12 protein-coding genes are annotated in these 13,391 nt (G+C 46.9%); 9 read left to right on the top strand and 3 right to left on the bottom strand.

Annotation, left to right across the window (positions count from 1 at the left end; genetic code table 11):
• Positions 1 to 97: 97 nt before the first annotated feature.
• The gene (gene hemL, locus PN466_RS18790) at positions 98 to 1,396 is read right to left on the bottom strand and encodes a glutamate-1-semialdehyde 2,1-aminomutase (protein WP_271942324.1); all 1,299 of its coding nucleotides are present in this window, start codon (positions 1,394 to 1,396) and stop codon (positions 98 to 100) included.
• A gap of 205 nt (positions 1,397 to 1,601) precedes the next feature.
• Between hemL and hisIE the strand changes: the two genes are divergently transcribed.
• The 4 genes from hisIE to PN466_RS18770 all read left to right on the top strand — a co-directional run bounded on the left by hisIE (position 1,602) and on the right by PN466_RS18770 (position 8,025).
• Positions 1,602 to 2,246, top strand: a complete 645-nt coding sequence (gene hisIE / locus PN466_RS18785) for a bifunctional phosphoribosyl-AMP cyclohydrolase/phosphoribosyl-ATP diphosphatase HisIE (protein WP_271942321.1) — start codon at positions 1,602 to 1,604, stop codon at positions 2,244 to 2,246.
• A gap of 73 nt (positions 2,247 to 2,319) precedes the next feature.
• Entirely contained in the window at positions 2,320 to 2,841 is a 522-nt protein-coding gene (tsaE, locus tag PN466_RS18780; RefSeq protein ID WP_271942318.1) for a tRNA (adenosine(37)-N6)-threonylcarbamoyltransferase complex ATPase subunit type 1 TsaE, read from the top strand.
• Between the two features lie 336 nt (positions 2,842 to 3,177).
• Positions 3,178 to 7,332, top strand: a complete 4,155-nt coding sequence (locus PN466_RS18775) for a LamG-like jellyroll fold domain-containing protein (RefSeq protein WP_271942315.1) — start codon at positions 3,178 to 3,180, stop codon at positions 7,330 to 7,332.
• A gap of 216 nt (positions 7,333 to 7,548) precedes the next feature.
• Positions 7,549 to 8,025, top strand: a complete 477-nt coding sequence (locus PN466_RS18770) for a cyclic nucleotide-binding domain-containing protein (protein WP_271942312.1) — start codon at positions 7,549 to 7,551, stop codon at positions 8,023 to 8,025.
• An 86-nt stretch (positions 8,026 to 8,111) separates the two neighbouring features.
• Here PN466_RS18770 and PN466_RS18765 read toward each other — a convergent pair whose 3' ends face one another.
• Positions 8,112 to 9,335, bottom strand: coding sequence for a M20 metallopeptidase family protein (locus PN466_RS18765; protein WP_271942309.1), 1,224 nt, complete (start codon positions 9,333 to 9,335; stop codon positions 8,112 to 8,114).
• A 488-nt stretch (positions 9,336 to 9,823) separates the two neighbouring features.
• Between PN466_RS18765 and PN466_RS18760 the strand changes: the two genes are divergently transcribed.
• Entirely contained in the window at positions 9,824 to 10,273 is a 450-nt protein-coding gene (locus PN466_RS18760) for an ATP-binding protein (protein ID WP_271942306.1), read from the top strand.
• Between the two features lie 8 nt (positions 10,274 to 10,281).
• On the opposite strand, the gene PN466_RS18755 is transcribed toward PN466_RS18760, so the two are convergent.
• A complete protein-coding gene (locus PN466_RS18755) occupies positions 10,282 to 10,560 on the bottom strand; it encodes a DUF6439 family protein (RefSeq protein ID WP_271942304.1) in 279 nt (92 codons plus the stop codon).
• A gap of 116 nt (positions 10,561 to 10,676) precedes the next feature.
• Here PN466_RS18755 and PN466_RS18750 point away from each other — a divergent pair, with 116 nt between their 5' ends.
• From PN466_RS18750 to PN466_RS18735, 4 genes are all read left to right on the top strand, one after another.
• Positions 10,677 to 11,009: a DUF2203 domain-containing protein gene (locus PN466_RS18750; RefSeq protein WP_271942301.1), complete on the top strand. Its 333-nt coding sequence runs from the start codon at positions 10,677 to 10,679 to the stop codon at positions 11,007 to 11,009.
• Between the two features lie 14 nt (positions 11,010 to 11,023).
• Complete coding sequence (locus PN466_RS18745; protein WP_271942299.1) at positions 11,024 to 11,386, top strand: putative quinol monooxygenase; 363 nt, start codon at positions 11,024 to 11,026, stop codon at positions 11,384 to 11,386.
• 22 nt (positions 11,387 to 11,408) lie between these two features.
• A complete protein-coding gene (locus tag PN466_RS18740; RefSeq protein ID WP_271942407.1) occupies positions 11,409 to 11,879 on the top strand; it encodes an adenylyltransferase/cytidyltransferase family protein in 471 nt (156 codons plus the stop codon).
• 190 nt (positions 11,880 to 12,069) lie between these two features.
• The gene (locus PN466_RS18735; RefSeq protein WP_271942295.1) at positions 12,070 to 13,326 is read left to right on the top strand and encodes a serpin family protein; all 1,257 of its coding nucleotides are present in this window, start codon (positions 12,070 to 12,072) and stop codon (positions 13,324 to 13,326) included.
• Positions 13,327 to 13,391 lie beyond the last annotated feature (65 nt).

The raw sequence follows: 13,391 nt of genomic DNA, 5'->3' as shown, positions 1-13,391 counted from the left end.
CGCTAAAGCGCAACAACGAACCGATTTTTCTAATCCGCTATTTTAGCTGAGACACTCCACTACCCATTGACTGACAAAAGGAGATCAATGGCAAAACCTAAAGAGAACTCATCACTTCCCGAGCTGCTGCTAGAGTCTTATCAATATCTGCCTCTGTATGAGCCAAAGAGGTAAACCCAGCCTCAAACTGAGAAGGCGCTAAATAAATTCCCCTTTCTAACATTCCCCGATGGAAGTGGCCAAACTTAGCAGTATCTGACTGTTTCGCATCACTAAAATTATGGACAGGGCCGGCTGTAAAGAAGAAGCCAAACATGGCACTAATAGAACCACCGCAAGCCTCATGGCCAGTTTCTTTGGCAATAGCGAGCAAGCCATCAATCAGTTTTTTAGTAATCTTCTCCAAAACATCATACTGGCCCTCCTTATTCAAGATGTCTAAGGTTTTAATCCCAGCCGTCATTGCCAGAGGATTACCTGATAGAGTTCCCGCTTGATACATGGGGCCAGCCGGAGCAACCAGGGACATAATCTCCTTACTACCACCATAAGCTCCAACCGGTAATCCGCCACCAATGACCTTACCCAAGGTTGTTAAATCAGGCGTTACGCCAAATTTGGCTTGCGCTCCACCATAGGAAATCCGAAATCCCGTCATCACTTCATCAAAAACCAATAAAGCACCATGGTCTTGAGTGAGCAGGCGCAATCCTTCTAAAAATCCCGCATCTGGGGGAATAAAGCCAGAGTTACCTACGACGGGTTCTAGGATGACTCCAGCAATTTCGTCAGGATTGTCATTAAATAGTTTTTTCACCGCTTCTAGGTCATTGTAGGGGGCGGTGAGGGTATTGGTGGTAGTGGATTTAGGAACTCCTGGAGAGTCCGGTAAGCCTAGGGTTGCTACCCCAGAACCGGCTTTAACCAGGAACATATCGGCGTGGCCATGGTAGCAGCCTTCAAATTTGATAATTTTTTCCCGTCCGGTAAAGGCTCGCATCAGTCGCAGGACGGACATACAGGCTTCAGTTCCAGAGTTGACAAACCGAACCATTTCAATGCTGGGAACGGCGTTAATCACCATGTCCGCGAGGATATTTTCTTGGGCACAGGGAGCGCCAAAGCTGGTTCCTTTGTCTAGGGATTCGTGCAGCGCTTGAATTACATCTGGATGAGCATGACCGCAAATAGCGGGGCCCCAAGTGCCTACATAATCAATATATTGGTTGCCATCGACATCCCAGATATAGGCTCCCTTTACACGGTCGAAAACAATGGGTTGGCCGCCCACAGATTTGAACGCCCGCACGGGAGAGCTAACCCCTCCAGGCATCAGGGTTTGGGCGGCAGTAAAGATTTCTTGAGATTTGGTGGTGTTTAGTGGTGTTGCAGTCAAGGTAATCTCCAGGCGCGAAAATACGGATAATTTTGGGCTAAATGCTCAAGTGTTTTTTAGCAATAAGGGCTAGATTACACTAAAACTTAGCTCCTTACATCACTTCCTCCGTTAGAGAAGGGGTAAGATTGGGTAAGGATGCTTACAAGGGTTTTAGAGCTACTGCAAGCGATCTGTTGTTTGTTGGGGTAATTGATTAAGTTTTATGTCTGTTGAGTCTTTTCCTTCCCAGGCGATCCCGATTGATCGCATTAAATATAATGATCAAGGTTTGGTTCCTGCCATTGTTCAAGACGATCTTGATGGTACGGTGCTGATGATGGCTTGGATGAATCAAGAATCGCTACACAAAACCTTGGAGACGGGAGAAACTTGGTTTTGGAGTCGTTCCCGTTCCCAGTTGTGGCATAAGGGGGAAACATCGGGTCATCTCCAGAAGGTGCGATCGCTTCGTTATGATTGTGATAGCGATGCTTTGTTAATTGGAGTCGAGCAAATTGGTGATATTGCTTGTCATACCGGAGAGCGCAGTTGTTTTCATCAGGTGGAAGGAACTATTACTGCTCCCCCTGCGGATATGCTCTCTCAAGTGTATGAGGTAATTTGCGATCGCCGCGATCGTCCTACCCCAGAATCCTATACTTGTAAATTATTGGCCGATGGAGACAATAAAATCCTCAAGAAAGTGGGTGAGGAAACAGCAGAAGTGGTGATGGCCTGTAAGGATGATAATCCAGAGTCCATTGCCTCAGAAGTAGCCGATTTGTTTTATCACACCTTGGTCGCCCTTGCCTATCATGGTGTCCCTTTGAAGGAAGTTTATCGACAACTGCAACAGCGTCGTCGTTAAATATAGCAACTGGGTTTCCCCTATTGCCATTCGTGCCTATTACCTATTGCCTAGCGGAGATTAACGTTCAACTATGCATCTTTCTCTTGACCTGCCTGATGCTCAAGCCACCGAAGAATTGGGGATCAAACTCGGTCAAATTTTAGCCCCCGGAAGTGTCGTCCTTCTCAATGGGGATTTGGGTACGGGGAAAACTACGTTAATTCAGGGACTCGGTAAGGGACTGGGTATTGAGGATCTCATTGACAGTCCCACGTTTACCTTAATTAATGAATATCTTGATGGCAGAGTACCCCTCTACCATTTCGATCTCTATCGCCTCAGTCCCGCCCAAGTGCCTAGCCTGAATCCAGAGTTATATTGGGAAGGTGTAGAAGTCCCTCTGGGTATTGTCGCCATTGAGTGGGCGGAGAAGTTGCCCTATTCTCCGCCAGAGGTGTTGATTTTGGATCTGAGCTATCAGGGCGACCAAAGACGAGTCGAGTTGTGGGCAAAAGGGCCCTTAGCAACGACTGCTCTACAGACGATTGCTCAAGAAGTCACTCCAGTGTACTTTGCCGAAATTGACATTCTCACCAGGCTGAAGCCACAGTGATTCCTAAATCTCACAATTTAAGTTTGATTCTAGGGTTAAAACTTTTAAAGTTTAGACTTTTTAAGGACGGGGTTTCAGACGCAAAATTTTGATGAACCCTTCTCGGCAATGTTTCAACTTAACTCCATTTCCCTACAATTACAAAACTTTAAAACGATGTCCTGTTTTGCACGTATTTTTGCTTTATCTTACTTAGTTTAATAGCATTGAGCAATGATGGTGAGGGAATTCTTTGTCTGTGTCCTAGATTACCTATCACCGTGACCAGCAACATACATTTGGGCATAGAAAACAATCAGAATGGAGGTGTCTCTAGTCAGTAACAGGTGAAATCCCATGGCAATTCAACCCAACTATCACTGGCAGTTTAATGAACGAGAAGGGTTCATTGCCAAAGACACTATCGGCGGTGTTGAAAGTCGCTTCCACAAAGTTTCTTTTGAGGGCCACGGTCGCATTGGCCATGGCGTTAAACTCAGTGCCCTCGATTCGCGGATGACTCTTCATGGTATGACCGAGCGATTCGGCACGAGAGATTTTACCATAGCCTTTGGCATCAAGATTTTGAATGTCTTTAAACAGAATGATACCGATATTATCGGCAATCGCAATGTCGGCGGTCACGGTAACTGGTTTTCATTATGCCTTCAGCACCAGGGAAAAAATCTCACCTTTGAAGTCGATGAAAATAGTAAAGGTAAAAACTATGCGTGTGCAAAAACTGAGCAGTTACCCAACCTAGTAGATAAGAAATGGCATCATGTCGCCCTTGTGCGCCAGGGAAAAACTTTGAAAATATACTTCGATGGTTCCCTGGTCAAAACAGGTACATCAAAAACAGGGGTAGCCAACATTACCAGTAAAGTAGAGATTAAACTCGGTCATCACACACGCCATACCCCAGCCGCCCAATACGAAGACCTGCGTATCTACCATACTGCCCTCAGCGATGCCGAGATCCAAGCCCTGATTCCCCCCGTCAATCCGTCCCTACGGCAGGGGGAAATCGAACTGGTGGCCAGCGACAATGCTGCCGTGATTCTCAGCCAAAATGTTGACGATCTCTCCCACTTTTCCAGTAGCTTTAAGCAGTTGCGGGTTGGTAACAATACTGGCGTTACTCTCTATCAGCAAAACGACTTTAAGGGCACGGCTCAAAAGTGCTATGCCGACCTGCCTGATATCCGTCACTCACGGCTCAGGAACTTTCCAAAGTCGATTCGGATTTGGTCAACCGTTGGCGAACCCTTTACCGGAAAGTGGATTATTAAAGCGCCGAATGGTCGGTTCTTAAGCCTGGGCAAGACTCGTCTGGTCACCACGTCCAAGCAGGGATCAAACGGGCTTTTCAAATTTCACTACAATCTACAACAGGATCGGCTACAGTTAATTCCCGGTTCCGATCAGGCAAATGCCCTTTTCACTCTATCTGCGGTGGAGGCTCCGGCTAGTCTGTTGGTGGATGATTCAGATAGTCTCCCCGGTGAGTTTTCGTTGATCGACCAAGCCAAGAACGAATGGTTAGAACTTATTGGGGGCAATACCTTTCGCTGGACTCAACAAAAAGAAAATCGTGCCGTTTTTGTACGTGCGGTCAAGTTTGCGGACAATGAAGGCCAGGTGGGCGAACTCGCACCGGGGGAAGTGGCTCTGTATGAACATGCGGCCTACCACGGCAAAACTTGGATTTTGTCCGATAGTGCGAAGGTTGCTTCTGGCGAACATAAACGCTTGGTAGACTTTCAAGGACTAAACGATCAGGTTTCGTCCATTCGCTTAGGCCCTGATACAGGAGCGACCTTATTTAAACATTCCAACTATCAGGTTGCAGAAGATAAACGGGAAGAAGAAATCGAAGATATTCTCAAAAATGTGCCTTGGCTTGGAGAGAGTCAGATCGGCAACGATGCTCTTTCCTCGGTCAAAATCTTTAGAACCATCGAGCCAGAGAATGTGTTTAGCTCTTACACCACCAAACTGAGCCAGGACTATCGCATGGTGGGGGACAACCTAGTGGAATTTTCAGCCTATCGCACTACGCTACGGTTTAAGCCTGGTGCTGGTGAGATCGAAGTTTCTGCCACAGATCTGACCCAAATCGAAGTTGAAGGTACTACTTACAACATTGACGAAGAGCGATCGGTGACCCTCAGCCCCAATGAACTCAGTTTCATCATGATTACTTCTGAGGCTGATGGCATTGACACTCCGGGTCTAAAGATTCGCACCAGCGAAATGGCTCTCAATGAGCAGGTGGTGATTTTCCCTAACCGAGAGGCTCACCAGCAAATTGCTGAACTCGAAGATGGCGCACTGTGGAATGCCAAAGATGCCAAAGGCAACTTAATTGTGGATCGCAATGCCCATACCCAAGCGGAGGTTGCCAGCGCCCAAAATACCATCAAACGGGTAATGGCAACAGTGGCTTACGGTGAGGATACCCCCACGGCTAAAAACCGCGTTCAGTCAGCTAATCGAGTTGTCTCTGGTGCAACTATCGACAAGCCATGGGAGCTAACCCTGGGCGCTACTGGGGGCAATACAGCAGCGCTGCGAGCTGACGGAAAACAATCGGTGGTTGCCAAACCTCTGATCACAGAAAGACAGGTCAGCTCAGACGAATGGCAACAACTGCTGGCTCAAGCCACACCTGCTGAAGCAGAGGAAAGTCCAGAAGCTGGCACTCCAGAGTCTAGTGGTGTAATCAGTCCGTTCCCTGTCAAGTTTTTGTCTCTGAGGATTGGCCGCCCCTTCAGAAGACTTAGAGATGCTATCAAAAACGCCGCATCAGTTGTCATTGGCAAGGTTAAAGATGTTGTTCATGTGATTGTCAAAACCGTTGAGGGGGTTATTGATTTTGTGGTGGACACGGTTGAAAAGGTGGTTGACTTTGTGGAAGGGGTGGTCGAAACGGTGGTGGAATCGATCAAACAGTTCATTGAGTTTCTACAGTTCTTGTTTGACTGGGAAGATATCCTGGAAACGCAAAAGTATTTGGTGAAAGCGATCAATGATGGCTTTGACTTTGCTGCCCAACAAGTGGATGCTCTCAAAGTCCCCGTCTCGAACTTCGTGGAGGATCTGCAAGATACGGTCGAAGAAGGGTTAAACCAGTTGGTGGAAACCTTGGGTGGCGACCCTTCGGAGGTGCAAAAGTCTGACTTTGAGCTGCCAGAAGTGGTCGAATGGTTTTTCTCCAAGCTGCTGGGCGGCTCTAAACAAGACGATGCTGAACCTGCACCGAAGTTAAGCGCACAGTTGAACGAAGATTCTCAATTAGGCAATTTCCTGTTCCATTTTACGGAGGCCTTTGAAGATACGACTGGAGCTGTCTTGCGAGGTTTTGAAGGGCTTGGTGAAGCCATTGCAGCATTGATTTCTAACCCGCTAAAACCGCAGTTAGCTGTGATTGTTCTGGTGGAAACTCTCCGGGATGTCGTTATCCAGATGTTGGATGCGGTTAAAAACTTAGTGTTGGGCTTTTTGGATGCGATCGCCGAGGCGGTGAAACAGCTCAAAAATCTGCTCAATGCCGAAATCAAGATTCCCTTTATCTCTGACCTATTCAAGCTAATTGGGGCTGGTAAGCTGACAGCGCTGAATCTGGCGAGCTTGCTGCTGGCGATTCCCACAACGGTGGTTTCTAAGCTGGTGTTTGGGGAAGCCCCCTTCAAAAATGAGCCGCCACTAGATTTCACCTCCCCAGCAACTGCTCAGGCGATCGCGCCCCCTGTGGCCGCCTTGCGGAGCGTGAATGCTGTCGGTGAGGATGCGATCGCTCAGGCCGTTGCTGAACCTCAGATCAGTATTCGGGAAACGAATTCAGCACGACGAAAATCGATTCAGCACTGGGGCACCACCGGACTCTTTGCCGATGTGATCAACGGTCTGATTACCGCTGTCCTAGATGCCACCCCTGAAGGTGCTGCTGATAAGCCCAATGAGCAAACGGCTGGTTTTGGCTTCGAGGTGGTGAGCCTGGTGTTGAGTGGCTATAGCTGGTTAGCCAGTTTCCCCTCCTCGCCCGATTTTCCGGGAGGACGACCCTATAACCTACTGGCCCACAAGGTCTCCAAAACCGAAAATGAACAGGAGTACTGGGAGCGGGTGATGTGGGGCTGGCGCAGTGCTTTGTATTGGCTCGATACCGTCGTCTTTATGGCTAAGGGAGCTGCGAAACTTGCCGGGAACAAAGAGGTCAAACTTCAGCGGATGAGGCGAGCCGACGCAGGCACCATCGGGTTCACCTTTGCCTGCTCAGTTGTGGATGCTGGGTTAGCCTCCCGGTATTTAGCGACGATCCCGAAAGCCGACAAGCCCGGCTTAGAAATCGCCAATGAGGTGGTCTCCTGGCTACCTAACCTCTTGTGTCCCATGAGACTTGCAGGCCCCAAAGGGGCGATTGCCCTGAGCGCTGTGGATTTTGTGGCAGCATTTGCCAACTTTGGCATGGGTCACGCGCTGCTCAATAACGATTTGGCAGAGTTGTAGGACGCGACTCCAAGAACCCAAAACGATGGGCGAACTACTACTCAAACCTGAGTTCTGGATAAGCTGAAAGGATGATTCTGGCGATCGCGAGAATCATCCTTCCATAAAACTGTCCGAACAATCACCTTAACCGAAACTCAGGTTGACATTACTCACATTGTTGCACCCATCAATCCAGATATTGCAAATCTCATCAAACGAGTGGGTTTTAAGGCAATGAGCGATGAGAGAATAGATGCACATTCAGGTTTGCCAATCCTCCCTGTTCTTTTAGATATCAATGATGTGAAAGACTTCTTTATGAACTTTGCGCATCAAAATCAGATGTATAACTTCATCAATTCTTATGAGTACCTTACCTATGATGAGGGGGAATACATTATCTATGCTGGGGATGTGGGTGATCAAGCATTTGTGATTGTATCTGGGACAGTTTCTATCCGCTTTCCAGGGACAGAAAAAGTAATTTATGATATGTCTGAGGGAGATGTGTTTGGAGAGCTTGCATTATTCACGGATACGACGCGATCGGCTGATGTTGTTGCCAAGACCAAAGTTCGCATTATGGCGCTGCCAAAATCAGCATTCTTGGCTCACCTCCGAAATAATCCAGACAAAGCAATTGAGTTTATGCGTAGCATAGGGAACCGTCTGAATACGCTCACTCAAAACTATTCGGTGACTCTAGATTGAGGAAATTGGGCACGGGCTAATGGCTGTAATTCGTATTCCTTCGTCAAATCAGCCGCCAAATGCCCTTAAGCAAAACTGACGTTCCACTAGAGCGGATAACGCCGGCCAAACTCCTCAGCACAGCGCACAAAGAGTTCTACGCCCATCTGTAATACAATCTCGTCAAAGTCAAACCGGGGATGGTGATGGGGATAGGCAAGATCTCGCTCTGGGTTGGCCGATCCCAGGAAGAAGTAGCATCCAGGAACTTGTTGCAGGAAGAAAGAGACATCTTCAGCCGCTAAGGTTTGATAGTCGGGCAGGAGTTCATTGGAGGTTTCTACGACTTCTTGGGCCACAGAATAGACAAAATCGGACATGCGGCGATCATTAATGACGGCTGGATATTGCTGCCAGTAGTTGAGATCGTAGGTTGCACCATGGATCTGGCAGATTCCAGCTATTGTTTGTTCAATCCGCTCTTGTAGATAACCTTGGAATTGGGGATCAAAATAGCGAACCGTTCCGCTCAGTTTAGCCGTATCTGCAATGACGTTATGGCGAGTTCCTGCATGGAGTTCTCCAATAGTAACGACAGCCGATTGCAAGGGGTTGACGTTGCGGGAGACAATCGTCTGGAGCGTATTGACAATTTGAGCACTGACCATGACTGAATCTATGGTTTGATGGGGCATGGCTCCATGGCCGCCTTTGCCCATAATCAAGAGTTTAAACGATTCTACGGCTGCCATAAATGGGCCGCTGCGAAAGGCAACTTTACCCATGGGTAGGACATTCCACAGGTGCAGACCGATGAGGGCATCGACATCAGGTTTTTTTAGCACCCCGGCTTCAATCATCGGTTTAGCACCCCCTGGTCCTTCCTCTGCGGGCTGGAAAATGATTTTTATGGTTCCGGAAAAGTTTTGCCGGTGTTTGGCTAAATAGTGGGCGGTTCCCAGGGCAATCGCCGTATGACCGTCATGGCCGCAGGCGTGCATTTTACCCTCATGCTGCGATCGATACGGGACTCGATTGAGTTCGTTAATCGGTAAAGCATCCATATCAGCGCGAATCGCTAAAACAGGGCCAGGGGTTTGGCCGGTAAGGGTGGCGACGATACCAGTCCCGGCAATCCCGGTTTGATGTTCAATCCCCCATCGGGTCAGCAGTTTGGACACAAAAGCTGAGGTCAAATATTCTTCAAAACCCAGCTCAGGACATTGATGAATTTGCCTTCGCCATTGGACCAGTTCAGGCTGTAGGGCGCGGATTTCTAATCTAACTGACTCAAGATTGACGGAAGGAGGAAGAAGGGTGGATGAAATCATGAGGTTCGCTGGCCCGATAAAATGTAGGATTCAAAGTAATATTGAGAACTTTCTTGTCCTGAATAACCACTTGTGTTGCCAAAATGAAGCAAGGAAAAGATCCTTAATTATAGTATAACGGGTCATGAAATTCGGTTATAGATTCTTTGATCGCATTGGATATATCTGCTACACGGATGTCTTTTTGAAGCGGTTTTGATATAATTAAACAATAGAAGAGCTTTAATTTATCCTTTCTGGAGCAATTGCTAACCCCCAATCCCTCCCAATCTAGGTGATGCGAACGGAGAACTAAAATATGAATCAAAGCCTCACCAATTGAACCGTCAACCCATTATTTTCATCGAGGAAAAGCTTTTAATTTCTTATGAATCATCAAAATTAGGTTAACGCGATCGCCATTTACACTCAGGTCATCTGACTTTCAAAACCATGCTATTTGCTCCGCTCAGATACTGTCCCTTTGTAATGATTAAGGATTTGAAGTTGTGATTGCTATTTCACCTCGTCCCGTGCGCCGGCAATGGAATACCATTAGTTTCGCGTCTACGTTGTACCTGTGTCCTGTACTCGATCTACTCCTCACTCACATCCCTTCCCATGTGCCTCTCGACTGGCAAGAACAGGTTAGACTCGGACTACAAGAAGCCCTGGTAAATGCGGCTAAACATGGTAATAATCTCGATCCGGGTAAGCAAGTTTCTGTGAGGTTTTCGGTATCCGAAGGCCATCACTGGTGGGTGATTTCAGATCAAGGATGCCAAAGCACGGATAGCCAAAGCAGGGAGAACTGTTCCTGTATTCCCATTGACTCGGCTGGGCTTCCTGAGCATGAGTCCGAATGTGGGCGCGGTTTGTTTATTCTGCACCAAATTTTCGATCAAGTCCATTGGTCTCCGGAAGATCGAGAACTGCGACTGTGCAAAAGTTGGAGATAGTCCAAGCTTTAGCGATGATCGGGACAAGGAGGAGCGCTAATAGAGCGATCGAGCCAACCGGTAGCTTGTTGCAGTCGGGGAAGTGCTTCTTCTTTTTGGTTTTTTAACAGGAAAATTAGAGCAGCGATCGCCTGTTCCTGGGCCCTCGCGGTACGATTAGATTTGAGCTTATGCCAATCTGCCGAGGAAATGGCCAACCGTTGAGCTAATACTTGTGCAATCTCTAGAGTCGTCAGATCTGAGAGGCGATCGGCGATCGGGGTCTGTGTACTGGAAAAATTAGACATTGGAGCAGATAACCTTGATAGAATACCGTTGTTCTTGATTGTAACGGAATAGTCCTAAATTCCAAAAATCATCCCATTCTCTGTGTCCCCCTGTCTTCCTCTGAAAGCCTTCTCCCATGTCCGACGATCGCTCCCCTCCCTCTGAAACCGATCCCCAAACTGACTGGGAACAGAGCTTGATGGACTTAGAAGAGAGCCTATCAAGTCTCAAACAACGGTATACCCAAGTCAAAGAAGGACAGCAGCAAAAACAGGATCTTCAGCACCGGTTAGGCCAACTGCAAACGGAACTTAAACACATTAAAGAACAACTGGCAACCTTAGAAGTAGAGCTAGAAAGTCGCCTCCTGTCCTGGTTAACAGTCAAAGAACCCTTTTGGCAAGCGGTGCGGTTTGGGGGATTAGGCTTTGCGATCGGCTGGGGTTTACACTGGTGGTTGAGACGATAAATTGAGAGGGACGTATGGCAACTCAAGACACATGCTGCACACTTGTGCCCTATTTCAAAGTTCATAGTGGGAAACTCGATCAGTTTAAGGAACTCTGTGAACGATTTGTAGAAAAAACGGCCCAGGAATTTAAGTGCCTCTACTATGGATTTACCTTTGATGGAGATCAAAGCCATTGTCGTGAAGGATATGTGGATGCAGAAGGAGTAATTGCCCATTTAGGTAATGTAGATGCGTTACTTAAAGAAGCCTTAACACTCGCCGATCTGACTCGTTTAGAAGTTCATGGTCCAGAAGAAGAGTTGGCAAAACTTAGACCTGCTTTAGCTGATTTAAATCCTCAGTTTTTTACCCTTGAGTACGGTTTTCGGCGATAAAGCTCAGTGTTAATCTTTGATGATGGGTCTTATGATATTTACCCTTGAGCAATTAGAAACCCAAATTACAGCCTCTCCACAAAATTGGCGGCCCTTGGTTCTAACCAATGGCTGCTTTGACTTGCTTCATATTGGTCATTTACGGTATTTACAACAGGCAAAGTCGTTTGGGCGATCGCTCATCGTCGGCATTAATAGCGATCGCTCTGTGGGCAACCTCAAGCCTAATCGCCCCATTGTACCTGAATCTCAACGAGCAGAACTGGTGATGGGCTTCAAACCGGTTGATGGGGTGGTCATTTTTGACTCTTTAACGGCTATTCCCTTAATTGAAACACTAAAACCTGATATTTATGCTAAAGGAGGAGACTATACACCAGACACTTTACCGGAAATGCCAGCCGTTAGAGCTTGTGGTTGTCGTCTAGAACTGATTCAGATTGAAGTGGCTACTTCTACGAGTGGTATCATTAACAAGATTTTGTTGAATTGAGTGAGAACAGTTTCTACTGTTATTAGGCCATAGGCAAGTCTGTTGTTTGCGTTCCCTATCCTCCGATCGCCGCCAAGCACTGTATGATGGCTTCAACCTCCATTGGTTACAGAAAGGGTAACACTTCAGGAATCAGAAACCCCTTGTGACATGCTGAGAAGTATAGACCCCTTATGCTGGAGCGCTAATCATGACTGTACTCACTCTGAAAAAGCTCGGTATGCTGATGACAACGGGTTTAGTCCTCTTGGGGTTATGGGGATGTTTTCGCCCTACTACTCCAGGAGCGATCGCCTCATCTCCCATTATCTCTGAAACCAATGCTGGTGTGAATCCCCAATTGACTGATGCTCATACCCGCTTTAGCTTTAAGCTATGGCAGCAATTATTAGCACAAGAAGAAACTCAAAATATCTTTATTTCGCCTTCGAGTGTGGCGATCGCCCTTACCATGACATACAATGGGGCATCCGGAGACACTCAAACGGCTATGGCGAATGCCTTAGAGCTACAAGGCATGAGTTTAAGTGACATTAATCAAGCCTATGCAACGCTCAAGCAGCGTCTAGAAAATACGGATAAGTCTATTGAACTGAGCATAGCTAATTCTCTATGGGGTAGAAATGATGTGAACTTTAAGTCGGATTTTCTACAACAAACGACAACCTATTACGATGCCAAGGTGCGATCGCTAGATTTTACCGATCCTGCTACTCCTAAGCACATCAATAATTGGGTGAAACGGCAAACTAAAGGTAAAATCCCCCAAATTGTCGATCAGATTAATCCTGACGATCTCCTATTCCTCATCAATGCCACCTATTTTAAGGGACAATGGCAAAATGAATTTAACCCAACTCTCACCCAAGAGCGTCCTTTTTATCTCCTCAACGGACAAGAAAAACAACATCCTATGATGTTTCAAACGGGGAGTTATGATTATCTAGAAAATGAGCAATTTCAAGCCATTCGCTTACCTTATGGTGACGGGCGATTTAGCCTCTACGTATTCTTGCCTCAACCTGAGCAAAACTTATCCCAATTTTATGCCCAACTCAACGGTAGCACCTGGCAAACTTGGCTCGGTCAATTTCAAGATCATGAAGGTTCGATTACCCTACCTAAATTTCAACTGGAATATGGTGTAGAACTCAAACCTGTGTTATCTGCATTAGGTATGGATCTGGCGTTCAGTCAACAGGCTGATTTTTCCAAAATCAGTGATATTTCTGCCAAAATCGATCAAGTCAAACATAAAACCTTTGTCGAAGTGAACGAAAAGGGAACAGAAGCGGCTGCGGTTACCTCCGTCGGTATTGTTGCTACTTCTATTCGTCCACCATCTAATCCATTTGAAATGGTTGTTGATCGCCCGTTTTTCTGCGCTATTTACGACCACGAAACCCAAACGCCTTTATTCTTTGGATCAATTGTTAACCCTGAATAATATAGCAGAGAAAGGGAGAGTTAGGACATTTTCTATTGCTATTCGTGCCTATTGCCTCAAACCAT

Source organism: Roseofilum reptotaenium CS-1145 (assembly GCF_028330985.1).
Taxonomy (GTDB): domain Bacteria; phylum Cyanobacteriota; class Cyanobacteriia; order Cyanobacteriales; family Desertifilaceae; genus Roseofilum; species Roseofilum reptotaenium.
The sequence above is the reverse complement of the archived record's forward strand: the minus strand, read 5'-3'. Positions and strand labels throughout refer to the sequence as shown.